16 protein-coding genes are annotated in these 15,884 nt (G+C 45.5%); 9 read left to right on the top strand and 7 right to left on the bottom strand.

Annotated elements, in window-relative coordinates; translation table 11 throughout:
• Positions 1–2: 2 nt before the first annotated feature.
• Positions 3–770: an NAD+ synthase gene (locus OA34_RS03855; RefSeq protein ID WP_039672647.1), complete on the bottom strand. Its 768-nt coding sequence runs from the start codon at positions 768–770 to the stop codon at positions 3–5.
• Positions 771–989: 219 nt separating this feature from the next.
• Between OA34_RS03855 and OA34_RS03850 the strand changes: the two genes are divergently transcribed.
• Positions 990–1,583, top strand: coding sequence for an MBL fold metallo-hydrolase (locus OA34_RS03850; RefSeq protein WP_039672643.1), 594 nt, complete (start codon positions 990–992; stop codon positions 1,581–1,583).
• Here the strand turns inward: OA34_RS03850 and OA34_RS03845 are convergent.
• The 3 genes from OA34_RS03845 to OA34_RS03835 are packed head-to-tail and all read right to left on the bottom strand — an operon-like array spanning position 1,580 to position 3,295.
• A complete protein-coding gene (locus OA34_RS03845; RefSeq protein ID WP_039672642.1) occupies positions 1,580–2,131 on the bottom strand; it encodes a hotdog domain-containing protein in 552 nt (183 codons plus the stop codon). The two genes, OA34_RS03850 and OA34_RS03845, sit on opposite strands and share 4 nt — an antisense overlap.
• Positions 2,132–2,174: 43 nt before the next feature.
• Positions 2,175–3,077 (bottom strand): tRNA 5-methoxyuridine(34)/uridine 5-oxyacetic acid(34) synthase CmoB, encoded by a 903-nt coding sequence (gene cmoB, locus OA34_RS03840; protein ID WP_039672641.1) that lies wholly within the window; start codon positions 3,075–3,077, stop codon positions 2,175–2,177.
• Positions 3,077–3,295 carry a hypothetical protein gene (locus tag OA34_RS03835; protein ID WP_039672637.1) on the bottom strand — a complete coding sequence of 73 codons (219 nt, stop codon included), beginning with the start codon at positions 3,293–3,295 and terminating at the stop codon, positions 3,077–3,079. The genes cmoB and OA34_RS03835 overlap by 1 nt, the downstream gene beginning before the upstream one ends.
• 44 nt (positions 3,296–3,339) lie before the next feature.
• On the opposite strand from OA34_RS03835, the gene OA34_RS03830 reads away from it, so the two are divergent.
• Entirely contained in the window at positions 3,340–4,632 is a 1,293-nt protein-coding gene (locus tag OA34_RS03830; protein ID WP_039672635.1) for a M20/M25/M40 family metallo-hydrolase, read from the top strand.
• Positions 4,633–4,635: 3 nt separating this feature from the next.
• Entirely contained in the window at positions 4,636–5,199 is a 564-nt protein-coding gene (locus OA34_RS03825; protein ID WP_039672632.1) for a thioredoxin family protein, read from the top strand.
• Here the strand turns inward: OA34_RS03825 and nth are convergent.
• On the bottom strand, positions 5,196–5,840 hold the full coding sequence (gene nth / locus OA34_RS03820; RefSeq protein WP_039672629.1) for an endonuclease III: 645 nt from the start codon (positions 5,838–5,840) through the stop codon (positions 5,196–5,198). The two genes, OA34_RS03825 and nth, sit on opposite strands and share 4 nt — an antisense overlap.
• 125 nt (positions 5,841–5,965) lie before the next feature.
• Between nth and OA34_RS03815 the strand changes: the two genes are divergently transcribed.
• The 6 genes from OA34_RS03815 (at position 5,966) to mog (ending at position 11,916) form a co-directional block, all read left to right on the top strand.
• Positions 5,966–6,778: a peptidylprolyl isomerase gene (locus OA34_RS03815; protein ID WP_039672628.1), complete on the top strand. Its 813-nt coding sequence runs from the start codon at positions 5,966–5,968 to the stop codon at positions 6,776–6,778.
• A gap of 267 nt (positions 6,779–7,045) precedes the next feature.
• Positions 7,046–8,122: a class II fructose-bisphosphate aldolase gene (gene fbaA, locus OA34_RS03810; protein WP_197051068.1), complete on the top strand. Its 1,077-nt coding sequence runs from the start codon at positions 7,046–7,048 to the stop codon at positions 8,120–8,122.
• A 36-nt stretch (positions 8,123–8,158) separates the two neighbouring features.
• Entirely contained in the window at positions 8,159–9,034 is an 876-nt protein-coding gene (locus tag OA34_RS03805) for a 1-aminocyclopropane-1-carboxylate deaminase (protein ID WP_039672627.1), read from the top strand.
• A 122-nt stretch (positions 9,035–9,156) separates the two neighbouring features.
• Positions 9,157–10,449 carry a histidinol dehydrogenase gene (gene hisD / locus OA34_RS03800; RefSeq protein ID WP_039673245.1) on the top strand — a complete coding sequence of 431 codons (1,293 nt, stop codon included), beginning with the start codon at positions 9,157–9,159 and terminating at the stop codon, positions 10,447–10,449.
• The gene (locus tag OA34_RS03795) at positions 10,446–11,399 is read left to right on the top strand and encodes a ketopantoate reductase family protein (RefSeq protein WP_039672626.1); all 954 of its coding nucleotides are present in this window, start codon (positions 10,446–10,448) and stop codon (positions 11,397–11,399) included. Before hisD ends, OA34_RS03795 begins: the two co-directional genes overlap by 4 nt.
• The gene (mog, locus tag OA34_RS03790) at positions 11,386–11,916 is read left to right on the top strand and encodes a molybdopterin adenylyltransferase (RefSeq protein ID WP_039672624.1); all 531 of its coding nucleotides are present in this window, start codon (positions 11,386–11,388) and stop codon (positions 11,914–11,916) included. Before OA34_RS03795 ends, mog begins: the two co-directional genes overlap by 14 nt.
• Positions 11,917–12,097: 181 nt before the next feature.
• Here the strand turns inward: mog and OA34_RS03785 are convergent, their stop codons facing one another.
• Both OA34_RS03785 and OA34_RS03780 read right to left on the bottom strand, forming a co-directional pair.
• On the bottom strand, positions 12,098–13,204 hold the full coding sequence (locus OA34_RS03785) for a TRAP transporter substrate-binding protein (protein WP_254375955.1): 1,107 nt from the start codon (positions 13,202–13,204) through the stop codon (positions 12,098–12,100).
• A 21-nt stretch (positions 13,205–13,225) separates the two neighbouring features.
• On the bottom strand, positions 13,226–15,856 hold the full coding sequence (locus OA34_RS03780; RefSeq protein WP_039672622.1) for a valine--tRNA ligase: 2,631 nt from the start codon (positions 15,854–15,856) through the stop codon (positions 13,226–13,228).
• Between the last annotated feature and the right edge of the window lie 28 nt (positions 15,857–15,884).

Below are 15,884 nucleotides of genomic sequence, written 5' to 3'. Positions count from 1 at the left end.
CTTTATTTGACGCTATGTAAATCAGCGATAGTGGGAAGTTTACCTTTGAAACGATTGTTTTCGATACGATTTAGGGTCATTTCGACCAGTTCACGTTCGAAACCGAGCGCAATGAGAGCATTTTTATCTTTCTTTTCTTCGATATGGGCAAAGAGGACTTTGTCGATTTGAGCGTAGGTAAAACCGAACTCGCCTTCGTCGCTTTGGTCTTCCCATAAATCGGCGGAAGGGGCTTTGTTTAAGATAGAATCGGGGACGCCTAAATGACGTGCCAGTTCAAAAATTTCCGTTTTATAAAGGTTTCCGATGGGATTGATCGCGCATGCCAAATCGCCGAAAATCGTACCGTATCCTAACAGAATTTCGCTTTTATTGCCCGTGCCTAAAACCAGTGCGTTTTCACGTGCGGAAATATCGTATAAAACGGACATACGCATACGCGCACTAAAATTTCCGATACGCAGTTTTGAAGCGTCGGGATGATGGCTGAAGTAGAGATCGACTAATGACCCTACGGGAATTTTTTCATAGCGAATGCCGAATTTTTCGCATAATTCGCTTGCATGTTCTATGCTAGCGTTACTGGAAGTTGAAGCCGGAAGCATCAGTCCCAAAAGATCGTTGTGAAACGCTTGACGTGCTAAAAGAGCTACCACGGCAGAGTCTACGCCGCCGCTAATGCCTAAAACGACTTTGGAAAATCCCGCTTTGGCGACTTCGTCTTTCAAAAATTGAACCAAGTAAGCTTCGATTTTTTCATATTTGTTCATACTACGACCTTTACAAAATGTGAGCAACGACTCTCTAAACGTTTTTGCGAAACTCTTTGTTTTGCATAGCGGCTTGGACTTACATGTAGCCGCGCACGCCTAAGTCGACTAATTATACACAAGATAAAATTAATGCATTCTTTTAAGCTTCAAAAGAAATCCAAGAAGAGTTATGTTACACTTTTTAAAATGGCTCTTTTAGTCTTAGAAGGATCGATGATGGAAATAATGCATCGCGCATGCGGCGCGTACGGAACGAACTGTTATATCGTCACAATAAATGATAAAGAACTGATTATCGATCCGGGTGTCGATGCGTTTGCTTGGGTAGAGCGTAACGTAAGGCATCCGGTCGCCATTTTAAATACGCACGGTCATTTCGATCATGTTTGGAGCAACGCCGCATTGGTCAAGCGATTTTCCGTCCCGATTTATGCGCCTAAAGACGATTGCTTTATGCTCGAAAACGATCCTTTTTTACAAGGAACGCCTTCATCGAAAGCCGACGTGGAAGTCGTGGGTAACCAAAGCTTTACGATAGAGGGTATCGACGTCACGTTTTTGCATTGTCCGGGACATACGCCCGGATGTAGTATGATCCGTATTGTCGATAAACTTTTTAGCGGGGATTTTATTTTTCGCCGATCGATCGGTAGGTACGATTTTCCTTACAGCGATGCTTCTCAAATGCGACGCAGTTTAGAGCAGTTTTTAACACTTCAAGACGATTGGGAAATCTTTCCCGGACACGGCGAGAAAACCAGCGTTAAAGAGGAACAGAAGAATATACCGTATTGGCTAGAATATTTTTAAGCAAACTCTTTGGCGAGATTGGCTTGTAAATCGTCTAATTTCGTTTCTAAAATATGGTGTTCGAGTAAAACGGCTTGAAAAACGCCTTCAAACACTTTGATTTCGTTGATGATACCGACGACTTTGACTTCGCGTTTACGCGCTTCTTCAAACCGTCCTTTTGCTTCAAAGGAGATAATATCGCCGACGCGCGCAGGCGCAAAAAATTTCGAGCGACATCCGATCACGACGAGATTGGCTTCGTTGATGGCTGCAACGGCGGCATACTCCGCCGCACCGAAAATAAAGCCGTTATGCACTAAACCTAAATCGTCTACCGCCATTTCATAAGTGGTTTGAAGTATCACTTTAGCATTGTTTTTGGAAAGAGCACTTAGCGATCCGACATAGGTATTTTTAATTTTTTGATGGGTTTTAAGTCCTTCGTGGAAGTCGATTACGTTTTCGTCGGTCATCGACTCGTCGATTGCATCTTCAGACGACGTCTCGTCGTATGTCGTCGCATTTTCGATCATCTCTTTGACGAGTCCTAACTTATTCTTGCCCATCTAGCATCCTTGCTCTAAAATTTATGAAAAACAAATCGGCGTTTTAGCGTTTTGCTTTAACGTAGACGCGTTTTGGAGCGGGATATCCCTCTATCGTGCGACTCGGGTCTTTCGGGTCTAAAAACTGTTCCAAACTCTCGCCGAAAATCCATTCGGTTTTACGTTGTTCGTTCGTATCGGTAACTTTGATTTCCAAGACTTCCGCGTCTTTAAATTTAGCGCGTTCCAGCCAATTGAAAAGGGCTTGAACCGTCGGAACGAAATAGACGTTGGGGATTTTAGAATAGGTTTGTGCGGGGCAAAGTGCAACGGGGCTCTCTCCTTCGATCATAAAAGTATCCAAGAAGAGTTCGCCTCCTTGATTTAAGCCTTGATAGAGTGCTTTGAGGGTTTGAATCGGATCGCTTCGGTGGTACAAAACTCCTAAACAAAAAAGCGTATCGAAACGGTGTTCGTACAGGGGAAGGTGTTCGACGCCGAGCATTTCGTAGACGATGTCGCTTTGAACAAAACGATTGATAAAGTCAAATTGGGTTTTGTACAAAGCGGAAGGGTCGAATCCGACCAATTTTTTAGGCTTTTGCGTTAACATGCGAAAAAGGTAATAGCCGTTGTTACAACCGATGTCGCCGACGATTTTATCCGACAAATCGAAATGAGGCTCTAAAAGGTTGTATTTGATAAAGCTTTGCCATTCGGTATCGATGAAGGTATCGAAGAGTCGAAAGGGTCCTTTTCGCCACGGCATCAGTTTTTGAGCGCACTCGTGAACGAGGTTTCGTACTGCTGAAGAAACGGAGGCGTCATCGACGTGAATACAGTCTTCAAGCGTTACATGTAGGTTTTTAAACTGCGGAAGCGAAGAAAGAGCTTCTCGCATCGGTTTAATATCTTTCCACTCAAGCCAAGCGAGGCGCTCTTGGCGAATCGTATCCAAAGAAGACATTATTCAAAAAGGCTTTTGGTTTTATCGACGCCTTTACCCACGCCGTCGGTGACGGTTTTATAATCCACGATATTTTCGTCGCACGTTTTGTGATAGACGCCCATCGAATCGTAGTATTCTTTGCAATCGTTATAGTATCTTCCCGATACGCCGCGATCGTTAAAATAGAGGCATCCTTGAAAAATAAAAAGAGGTAAAAGGATTAATATTGTTTTCATAGCGGGTATAATACCATTCGACGATTAATTTTTCAAGGGTCAGTATGCAAGCGATTTTAGAACATTTTAAAGCGATTAGCGCGATTCCCCGTTGCAGTTACCATGCCGAAAAAATGAAGGATTTTATTAAGCATTTTGCTTCCGATTTAGGCTTTGGGGTGCAAGAAGACGCTTGCGGTAACGTTTTATGCGTCAAAGGAACGCCGCACGTTTGTTTGCAGGCGCATTACGATATGGTATGCATCGGCGATACCGATCCGATAGTGCTTTATCAAGAGGATTCTTGGCTCAAAGCGCGCGCATCGACGCTCGGTGCGGACAACGGTATGGGCATGGCGATCATGTTCTGGGCGATGGAGCGTCACGACGATTTGGAATGCCTTTTTACGAGCGACGAAGAGGTCGGACTTTTAGGTGCAATGGGATTTTCATTACCGTTACGATCGGATTATATTTTAAATTTAGATGCGGAAGAAGCGGGCGAAATTTACATCGGTTGCGCCGGAGGCGTTGACGTGCATGCAACGCTAGAGCTCACGTACGCGCCGTTGGAAAAAGAGGCATTGCTTTACGAAGTGCATGCATTTGATTTTTTAGGCGGTCATTCGGGCGTCGATATCGATAAACCGATCCCCTCGGCGATTAAAGCATTGGCGTACGAGTTATTGCATCAAAAGGAGATTCGACTCGTTTCGATTGAGGGCGGAGAACGTTTAAATGCCATTCCTAAAAGTGCTACGGCAGTCGTTGCGTGTTCTCACCCTTTAGGCATCACCGATCCTCGCATACGGGTACGACGCCTTGAAGACGCACGTTTTACGCACGCACTCGTTCAAAGCGATCGTATCGTCAGTGCTTTGGGTGCTTTTGCTCAAGGCGTTCGCGCATGGGACAAAACCTTGGATATTCCCTCTTTGAGCATGAATTTAGGTATCGTGACGCAAAAGCAAAACGAACTTCACGTCGAAGTGTCGATTCGTGCGATGGATGATGAAAATTTAGCTATACTTGCAAACGAAACGACGGCGTTTTTTAAGGGTTTTAGCTTTACATGTAAGCTAGAAGGCGGACACGGAGCATGGAAGCCTTCCGTCGGTGCTTTTGCCGACGTTGTACGAGACGCCATGCAAACTTTTTACCCGCATGCCGTCTTTAAAGCCATTCATGCAGGGCTCGAATGCGGTGAACTCGTCGCGCGCCAATCGAAAAAAATTGAAGCGGTCTCCATCGGACCTACGATTCGCTATCCCCATTCGGTACGCGAAGAGTGCGATTTGGATTCGGTAGAGCGCATTGCACAGGTCGTTCAAAAAATTATTTCATTTTATAAGGATTAACTCATGGCACTGATTCAATCGGCTCCTATTGCTTTAGGTACGCCGCTTAAACATTTTAGTCTTGAAGATCCCGACGGAAACGGGTTGAGCAGTAAAACGCTCTTCGGCAAAGGCGGTTTTTTGCTGGCGGTGATGTGTAATCATTGCCCTTATGCCAACGCGGTGTGGAAACGTCTGGTCGCCGTAGCGGAGTTTGCGAAAAAATTGGATATTACGACCGTTGCGATCAACCCGAACATTCATCCCAATTATCCGGAAGATTCGCCGGCGCATATGCGTGATAAAATTGCCGAAATGGGCATTTTCTTCCCGTATTTGATTGATGAAAAACAAGAAGTCGCTCAGAGTTTGGGCGCGACATGTACACCCGATATCTTTTTATTCGATGCGGAACAAAAACTCTATTATCACGGGCGTATCGACGATAATTGGCGCGATGAATCCGCCGTAAAAGAAGAAGAGCTCCGCGAAGCGATTATGTTGCTTTTTAGCAAACAAGAAGCCCCCAAAGTTCAACACCCCTCCATGGGATGTTCGATCAAATGGATCGATACGGTCACGGGTTAAACGGCTTTAAACCCGTCTTTACTTTTACAATAAGGCTGCAAAAGGCAGGTATCGCAAAGCGGCTTGATCGCTTTGCAATGGTATCTGCCGAACAATACCATCGCTTGATGGAGCGTATCCAAGTCGTTCTTAAAAAGTTTCGTTAACTCTTCTTCGGTTTTAACGGCTGTTTTAGCGTTTGAAAGCCCCAATCGGTGAGCAACGCGAAAAACGTGCGTATCGACCGCCATCAAATTGGCTTTGGCGTATTCGATCATAACGACGTGTGCCGTTTTTTGCCCGACTCCCGCGAGTGTAACCAATTGCGTTTCGTCAAGCGGGATTTCTCCGCCGTATGTTTGAACGACGGTTTGCGCCATCTTGATAAGATTTTGCGCTTTGTTGTTAAAAAACGAACACGAACGAATCAGTGCCTTGACGTTTTCAAGATCGGCGGAAGCTAAGACTTGGACGTCGGGGTAGTGTTTAAAGAGCTCGGGAGTAATGATGTTGACGCGTTTGTCGGTGCATTGTGCGGAGAGCATAACGCATACCAAAAGCTCGTACAACGAGTTATAGCGTAATTCCGTAACGGCTTGCGCATAGTGCTCTAAAAAAAAGGCTTTGATTGCTTGAACCTCTTTGGCGGCGGCTTTTTTCATAATTGACTAAACCTTGATTCTTTTTGGAAAAATTATACCGCTAATCCTTGAAATTAACACTTTATTTAAGAAATCGTAATATCATTTTAGATAGAATTCCACAATAACTTTCTTAAAGGACTTGAGTGAAAAAAATTATTCTAAGTAGTATTGCCGCGGCAGTACTGGGCGTGAGTTTAAATGCGACGGTTTTTGCAACCGTTAACGGCGAGGACGTAACGGATCAAGATATTGCGGTATTAATGCGCGCAATGCAAGGCGCAAAGTTTGAGACACTCCCCGAAGATGCCAAACAAAAAATCGTCGAACAAGCGATTGAGCGTAAATTGTTAACCGCCGAAGCGATGAAAAGCGGCGTCGAAAAAGACAAAGATTATGCCGAAGCACTCAAACGCATTAAGAGCGATCTCGCCCTTGAAGTGTGGATGAAAAAAATCTTTGACGGCGTCAAAGTAAGCCCTCAAGAAGTCAAAGACTATTACGATAAAAATGCCGATAAATTTATGCAACCGGCAACCGTAAAAGCACGACATGTCCTTGTTAAAACGGAAGAAGAAGCTAAAGACGTCATCAAACAACTCGACGGCCTTTCCGGTCAAAAACTTGCCGATAAATTCATTGAACTTGCAACGACCAAATCAACGGGTCCTAGCGGTCAAGGCGGCGGCGATCTCGGTTGGTTTGCGGCAAATCAAATGGTAAAACCTTTTGCGGATGCGGCATTTGCGCTTAAAAAAGGCGAAATTACGAAAGTTCCCGTTCAAACACAATTCGGATACCACGTTATTTTAGTCGAAGATACGAAAGCGGCTGAAAAAGCAACGTTTGAAACGGTTAAAGCTAACATCGAAAACGGTTTGAAAATGGAAAAATTCCGTGTTCAAGTTTCCGAAAAAGCTAAAAAATTACGCCAAAACGCTAAAGTAACGACGAAATAGTCAAATGACACGCCTTGCGCTTTGCCGCTAAGGCGTTAAAATGATAGATCGTTAAAGCAAGGCAGTTCTTTCTGCCTCGCACGAGGCAAGCTTTAGTCAAAGCGAAGCGTAGCCTTTCGGGCTTTGCCGTTAAGGCGTTAAAATGATAAAGCGTTCAAAGTGAGGCAGTTTTTTCTGCCTCGCACGAGGCAAGCTTTAGTCAAAGCGAAGCGTAGCTTTTCGGGCTTTGCCCGGAAGGCGTGTAAAAATTAAAAACAAAGGCGTTTTATGGTGAATGCAAAAATTTTTGATTTTGTAAAACCGGGTGTCGTTACGGGCGAAGACGTCCAAAAAGTGTTTGCAATCGCAAAAGCGAATGCCTATGCTATTCCTGCGGTCAACGTCGTGGGAACCGATTCGATCAATGCCGTTTTAGAAGCGGCAAAAGCGGCTCATTCTCCGGTGATTATTCAATTTTCTAACGGCGGTGCCGAGTTTTATGCGGGAAAAGGTGTGAGCGGTCTCCAAGCCGGCGTGTTGGGTGCGATCAGCGGAGCGTTACATGTGCATACGGTAGCCGAAGCATACGGTGTTGCGGTTATCTTGCATACCGATCATGCCGCACGCAAACTATTACCGTGGATCGACGAGCTTTTAAAGGCAAGTGAAGCACATTTTGCACAAACGGGTAAACCGCTTTTTAGTTCTCACATGTTAGACCTTTCGGAAGAACCTTTAGAACAAAACGTTAAAACGTGTGCGGAGTATTTGGCGCGTATGAGTAAAATCGGTATGACGCTTGAACTCGAACTAGGTTGCACGGGCGGCGAAGAAGACGGCGTCGACAATACGGGACTTGATAACTCGGCACTTTATACGCAACCGCAAGACGTGGCGTATGCGTATGAAACCTTGATGAAAATCAGCCCTTATTTTACGGTTGCCGCATCGTTTGGAAACGTTCACGGCGTGTATAAGCCCGGAAACGTTCACTTAACGCCGAAAATTTTGGATAATTCTCAAAAATATATCGAAACTAAATTTGCAACGATGGCAAAACCCGTGAATTTCGTTTTTCACGGCGGTAGCGGTAGCGAGCTTTCGGATATTCGCGAAGCGGTCGGTTACGGCGTGATCAAAATGAACATCGACACCGATACGCAATGGGCTTTTTGGGAAGGCGTTAAAGAGTATGCCGAAAAATACGCTCCGTATCTGCAAGGTCAAATCGGCAATCCCGAAGGCGACGATAAACCCAATAAAAAATACTACGATCCGCGCAAATGGTTGAGATCGGGTGAAGAAGCTCTTAAAGCTCGATTGCTTCAAGCTTTCGATGCGCTTAATTGTATGAATCGTCTTTAAAACGCAAGGCCTCGAAAGAGGTCTTGACCTTTACCGATGGTTTCTTTTCAACCCTCCTTATTTGAAGAAAAATTTTTTCAAAACCGCCGCATCTATTTTAAACGCGACGACCTCTTAGACGTCGATTTTTCCGGCAACAAAGCGCGTAAATTTTACGCTTTTTTAGTGCGCGATTTTCCACATATTCGACGTGTCGTCAGTTCCGGTTCCAATCAATCCAATGCCATGTATTCGCTCTCCGTTTTAGCAAAGAAACGAGGATGGGAATTTATTTACGTTTGCGATCATATTCCGTCGTTTCTCAAACAAAATCCCATCGGCAATTACGCTAAAGCCCTTGAAAACGGTATGCGTATTTTTGAATCTTCCTCGCGCGAAGTCGCTCTAGAGGCTTTCTTGGATTCGCATACCTTACATGTTAAGGAGGGCGGAAGGCAAAAAGAGGCGGAAGAGGGCGTCGCACTTTTAGCGCAAGAGTTAGTGTGCGACGTCGCGCGCGAACATGTTGAAAATCCCTATCTTTTTTTACCCTCAGGTACGGGAACGACGGCACTTTTTTTACAAAAACACTTGCCTTTCAAGGTTTATACCTGTGCTACGGTAGGCGATAGTGCGTATTTGAGGCGGCAATGGGAATCCATTGAGGCAAACGTACATGTTTATCCGACAATTTTGGAAACGCATCGAAAATACTGTTACGGTAAACTTTACCGCGAGCTTTTCGAGGTTTGGAAAACCGTGCAAACGGAAACGGGCGTTACGTTTGATTTGGTGTACGACCCTTTGGGCTGGAAAGTTCTGATAGAACATCTTGGGATGTTAACAGGAACACCGATTTATTTGCACCAAGGTGGACTTTTGGGAAATACGTCGATGCTTCAACGCTACGCGCGCAAAGCAATTATGTTATAATAGAGCTCTTTCATAAGCCGTCTTCAAAAGCGTATCGCACAAGCATTTATTGTGACGTGCCGATGCGATGCCTAGGGCTGATTGAACAAAGTTGATTGATGAATTTTAACGAGGAAAAAACAATGCTACTTTTAAAAACCGAGCAAAAAGACTTTCAAACGCATTTTGACGAGCTTCTACGCCGCGGACATATGGATATGGAAAACGTTTCTAAAATCGTCGGAGGTATTTTGAGCGAAATCAAAACCGAAGGAAACGATGCGCTGAAGCGACATATCGAGAAGTTCGACCGATGGCATGTTGAAAACGACGAAGCTTTATGCGTGACGCCTGAGACGATGAAAGCGGCGTATGAGGCGTTGGATGAGCAACTGAAAAAAGCACTGGAGCTTGCGTATCGACGTATTTATACCTATCACGAGAAATTAATGCCTAAATCATGGCTTGATTTTGAAGACAACGGAACGGTTCTCGGGCAAAAAGTCACGCCGATGGATCGTGCGGGACTTTATATTCCCGGCGGGAAAGCGGCATATCCGAGCAGTTTACTGATGAACGCCATTCCCGCGATCGTCGCAGGCGTCAAAGAGATCGTCGTGTGTACTCCGGCTCCCGATAACGAACTTAACCCTTTGTTATTGGCGGCGATGCACGTGTGCCGTATCGAAAAAGCGTACAAAGTCGGCGGAGCGAGTGCTATCGGCGCGATGGCGTACGGCACGCAAAGTATTCCGAAAGTCGACGTGATTACGGGTCCTGGCAATATTTTTGTCGCAACGGCCAAGAAAATGGTATTCGGCGAGGTCAATATCGATATGATCGCAGGTCCAAGCGAAATCGGTGTTTTAGCCGATGAGAGCGCAAATGCGAACCATTTGGCGATCGATTTGCTCTCGCAAGCCGAACACGATGAAATGGCAAGTTCTATTTTGATTACGCCTTCATCCGAGATTGCGGAAAAAACGCGCGAAGAGATTGAAAAATGGCTTCAAACCTTGCAACGAAAAGCGATTGCGGAGGTGTCGATTAAAGAGCGAGGCGCGATTATTCTCACGCGCGATATGGACGAAGCGGTGGCTTTGATGAATCAAATTGCACCGGAGCATCTGGAAATCGTCACGTCTCACCCGTTTGATCTTTTGCCGAAAATTCGTCACGCGGGGGCCATTTTTATGGGAGCGTATACGCCAGAACCGATCGGAGATTATATCGCAGGTCCTAATCATACGCTTCCTACGGGAGGAACCGCAAAATTTTATTCGCCTTTGAGCGTCGATCACTTTTTGAAACGTTCTTCGATCATTAGCATGAGCAAACAAGGCATCGACGAGATCGGTGAAGCGTGCGCACTGCTTGCTAAGACCGAAGGGCTCGGCGCACACGAAGCGAGCGTTAAGGTTCGATTAAAAGCATGAAGTTTATCGTTTTAGGCGCGGGCGGAGTCGGAAGTTATTTTGCCGCAAAGCTTTTGCGAGCGGGTCATGAAGTTTTATTGGTTGCACGCGGCGCGCATTTGGAAGCGTTGCGTACGGAAGGTTTGCACTTATTTCACCCCGATTTGACGTGTTCGATGCCCGTTCACGCCGTGGACATGGAGGCGTTATCCTCTATCGACGTGCTTGAGTACGACGCGATTTTACTTGCGACAAAGTCGATGGCGACGCGAGAAGTTGCGATTTTTTTGGCAAAACGCTTACGTGGAAACGTGAAAATTCCTTATATCGTTTCATTGCAAAACGGTGTCGAAAATGAAGCGATTTTATGCGATTACTTCGCGGAAGAGTACGTTATCGGCGCGTTGACGCGCAAAATAGGCGCACATGTAATCGCCCCGGGACGTATCGAAGCGGTCGGTGAGGCCGAAACAATCGTGGGTACGTTGTTTTCGACAACGGAAAACGAGTTGTTTTTGGAAACACTTGCACAATCGTTCAACGAAGCGGGTATTCCGACGCATACGACGTACGATATTCGTCAAGAGTTGTGGAAAAAGCTGATCATTAACAACGGAGTGAATGCGTTGTGTGCCCTTTTGGAAGTTAAAACGGGCGTTTTGTTTGACGATACCAAACTCTCCGCCTTGGTCTACGGCTTAATGCAGGAGACGGCACGTGCGGCACGAAGCTTACATGTTAAGATTTTTCAAGAAGACGTCGATGCGATGTTTGAACTGATTTCGCATTTCGACTCGATCAAACCTTCGATGTTGGTCGATTGGGAACATCATCGTGCGTTGGAAATCGATGAGATTTGCGGTATCGTGATTCGCGCTCTTCATCAAATCGGCGAAGACGCGGCGTATACGAAAACGATTGCGACGCTTTTAGAATTTAAGACGGAGAAACGAAACCATGACAGAGATTAAAATCGGAATTTTAACCGTATCGGATCGCGCCAGCGCCGGTGTTTACGAAGACCTCTCAGGGCAGGCGATTATCGCTACCCTCAATGAGTATTTAAGTTCTCCGTGGAAAAGTGCGTATCGCGTTATTCCCGACGAACAAGCGTTGATCGAAGCGTCGTTGAAGCAGATGGCAGACGAAGAGGGATGCTGTTTGATCGTAACGACCGGAGGTACGGGACCGGCACTCAGAGACGTAACGCCCGAGGCAACCGAAGCGGTATGTGAAAAAATGATGCCCGGTTTTGGAGAATTGATGCGTCAAGTCAGCCTTAAATACGTACCGACGGCAATTTTGTCGCGTCAAACGGCAGGAATTCGAGGAAAAAGCCTTATTATCAATCTTCCCGGTAAACCCAAATCGATTCGAGAGTGTTTGGATGCGGTCTTTCCGGCCGTACCTTATTGCATCGATCTTTTAGAGGGACCGTTTTTGACATGTCATGAGGAAATCATCAAACCGTTTCGCCCTAAAGCGTAAACGTTAAGCAAGGGCAAGACGCCCTTGCTACTTTTTAGGTATGCAAAGAGTTCTTGCCGAACTCTTGACACGTCTTTCAAGCAAAAGCTCTAAAGACTACGTTAACGCTGCGTTTTCTTTGGTGTAAAGCCCACGCACCTTTAGTGCTTTTTCTTCTTACAAAATGCGTTTTGCAAGAAGTCTATTGTTCGAGTTGTTTAAGATAGCCGTATTCGCCCATCAACGTCCAAGGACGTACTTTAGCCAAATAAGCGCGTTGCGACTCTAAAATTTCTTTAAAAACCGGATCTTTTGCCGCTTGTTCGTCTTCAATCTCGCGTGCTGCTTTTTTCAAAGCCGCCATTACGTCCGCCGGAAATTGCTGTACTTTGACGTTAGGATACTCTTTAGCAATATTGGCCCATGCTTCGGCATTGGCATGGGTCGCTTGATCCATAAGTTGGGAACCGACCGATTTGACAGCCGATTCTAAGATAGCACGTAAGTCGGCGGGGAGGGCGTCGATTTTCTTTTTATTGGCAAGGAGTTGAATCTCGCTTGCCGGTTCTTGCCAACCGGTATAATAGTAATTTGCCAATTTATGAAAGCCCATCGCAAAGTCAAAAACGGGACTAATCCACTCTACCGCGTCAATCGTGTTGCGCTCTAAAGACGTGTAAAGTTCGCCCGGAGGCGTATTAACGGCATTGACGCCGAGTTTTGCCATAACTTCGCCGCCTTGTCCGGGAATTCTAAACTTAAGACCTTTCAGATCGTCTAGAGATTTAATCTCTTTTTTAAACCAGCCGCCCATTTGCATGCCGGTTGAACCCATAGGATAGGAAATCAGTCCGTGTTCACCGTAAACTTTTGCCGCTAACTCTTTACCGCCGCCGTAGTTGTACCATGCGTATTGTTCGCTTAAGAGCATTCCAAACGGTACGGTCGTAAAGAAAACCAACTTATAATCTTTGCCTTTGTAGTAGTACGAAGCGGTATACGCAAGGTCGTATTGTCCCTCTTTGACCATATCCATAACGCCAAAAGGGGCTTTATGCTTATTGGGGGAATCGACTTTAATTTTCAAGCGGCCGTTAGACATTTTCTCAACGGTTTGCGCTAGCGTGAGCGGTGCCGGACCTAAAAAGGGAACTTGTTCCGCCCACGTGGTTGCCAATGTTAGCGTGTAGGTTTTTTCGGGTATTGAGCTTGTTTTGACCTCTTTACTTTTGTCCTCTTTTGCATTTTCGCCGCATCCGCTAAAGAACATAAGCGATGCGGTAAGAAGCGTGAATAGTTTTAAGCGCATGGTGTTTTTCCTTATACCGATTTAAAGGCTTAAAGAGCGGAGTTCACTCTCTATTTTTGCCATTTTATTTTGGGCGTCTTCCAATCCTTTTTGATTTTCGGCAATGACCTCTTGAGGAGCATTGGCGACGAATCGCTCGTTGGAAAGCATACCGCTTAGTTTTGCGATCTCTTTTTCGAGTTTGATTTTTTGGTGGTTAAGACGCTCGATGATAGGGGTTAAATCAACGCCCGTAAGGGGGATGAAAACCTCGACGTGATCGCTAACGTCGGTAACGGCATTGGCGATTTTCGTTTCCGTAAAGTCGATATGCTCAACTTTAGCCAACAAACAGATGTATTTCATAGCTTCTTGAAGGGTCGAATGGTCAGTTACTTTAAGATAGGCATGTTCGATTTTCTTATTGGCAAGATCAATATTCGCTTTGGCGCGACGAATCGCAACAATCGCTTCGATAACGATTTCAAACGTTTCTTCTATTTTTTCGTCGCGTTTTAAATCGTGCGGATAGCGTTTAATCATAATCGATTCGTTTGCTTCCAAGGTCGTGTCGGAAAGTTCTTGGTAAAGAAATTCGGAGATAAACGGCATAAAAGGGTGTAAGAGTTTCATCGCTTCTTTAAAAATAGCACCGAGTTCCAAGATTGCCGGTTTATCCGCTTTGCTGAGCTCAATACCCCAATCGCAAAATTCGCCCCATAAAAAGCGGTACAAAGTCGTTGCCGCATCGTTAAAACGATAATCGCTAAAATAGCCGCGTACCTCTTCGGTTGCAGCACTTAAACGGCTTTTCATATAAGCACCCAAAGCCGTTCGAATCTCAATATTTTCGAGGTCTTCAAAGGAGGAGGCGTTCATCAGCAAGAAACGAGATGCGTTGTAGAGTTTGTTGGTAAAATTACGCATCTGTTCCAATTTTTCCGTACTGAGTTTAATATCGCGTCCTTGAACCGCCAAAATGGCAAGCGTAAAACGTAGCGTGTCCGCGCTAAAGGCTTCGATACTGTCGAGCGGGTCGATAACGTTGCCTTTGCTTTTGCTCATTTTTTGCCCGTGTTCGTCTTTTACCAATGCATGCAAATAGACGTCTTTAAACGGAAGCTCTTGGAACGTATGTTCGCCCGAAAACATCATACGCGCAACCCAAAAGAAGAGAATATCAAATCCCGTAATTAAAAGGCTGTTGGGGTAAAAATCGCTTAAATCGCTTTGCGACCATTTTTCTTCTTTGAAAACATCGCCGTTTCCCCAGCCTAACGTTGAAAAAGGCCAAAGCCCCGAGCTAAACCACGTATCTAAAACGTCGGGGTCTTGATGGATTTGGGTACTCTTACATGTAGGACATTCATGCTCGCTTTCATTTTCACTTGCCCATTCGTGTCCGCAGGCATCGCAGTAGAAAACGGGAATTTGATGTCCCCACCAAAGCTGCCTTGAAATACACCAATCGCGTAACTCTTTCATCCACGCATTGTACGAATTGATCCAGTGGCTCGGGTAAAATTCCGTTAAGTGGCGGTTGACTTTTTCGATCGCACCTTGCGCAATCTCTTTTTTAACAAACCATTGTTTAGAGATGTACGGTTCAACGACGTTTTTACAACGGTAACAGTGACCGACTTGGTTTTCGTAATCTTCGATTTTATCGACAAAGCCTTCTTCTTGCAGCTTCGCAATGACATGTTCACGTGCACTTAAGCGTTCCATGCCTTGAAATGCGCCGCAATAATCGTTGAGCATACCCGCTTCGTCGAAAATCGTGATAAATTCCAATCCGTGGCGTTTCCCGACTTCGTAATCGTTGACGTCATGGGCCGGCGTAACTTTCACGCAACCGGTACCAAAGCTCATATCGACGTGTTCGTCGGCGATAATAGTGATTTCTCTTCCGATGAGCGGTAAAACGACTTTTTGCCCGACAAGGTGTTTGTAGCGTTCGTCTTCCGGGTGAACCATGACCGCCGTGTCTCCGAAATAGGTCTCAGGACGCGTCGTGGCGACGACGAGGTATTCTTGCGAATTTTGAAGAAAATATTTGAGATGGTACAATTTGCCTTTGTGTGTTTCGTACTCGACTTCGATATCGCTGAGTGCGCCGTCGTGCGTACACCAGTTGACCATATAATTGCCGCGGACGATCAGCCCCTCTTCGTACCATTTGACAAACGCTTTTCGAACGGCTTTTTTAAGCCCGTCGTCCATGGTAAAGCGTTCCCTACTCCATGCCGGAGAAGCTCCGAGTTTTCGCATTTGATGAAAGATTTGACCGCCGCTGTAGGCTTTCCACTCCCACACTTTTTCTAAAAATTTTTCGCGCCCGAGTTCTTCTTTTTTGATACCTTGCGCTAAAAGTTGTTTTTCGACGACGTTTTGCGTCGCAATGCCCGCATGGTCCATACCCGGTTGCCAAAGAGTTTTGTAACCGTCCATACGTTTATAACGTGTGATAACGTCTTGGAGCGTGAATGTTAAAGCATGCCCGATGTGCAAGCTTCCCGTGACGTTGGGAGGCGGCATCATGATCGAGAAGTTTTTGCCTTTTTCTTGAATGGCTTTGTTGCCTTCTATTTCAAAGTAGCCTCTGCTCTCCCAAATTTTATAATAACGTTCTTCAATCTCTTTGGGGTTATAGACGGTGCTTTTTTCACTCATGGGGTTCGTTACCTTGCTTTTTTTGGTT

It is taken from the genome of Sulfurospirillum sp. MES (assembly GCF_000789415.1).
Lineage (GTDB): Bacteria > Campylobacterota > Campylobacteria > Campylobacterales > Sulfurospirillaceae > Sulfurospirillum > Sulfurospirillum cavolei.
Note: the sequence above shows the minus strand (reverse complement) of the source record. Positions and strands in the feature narration are given on the sequence as shown.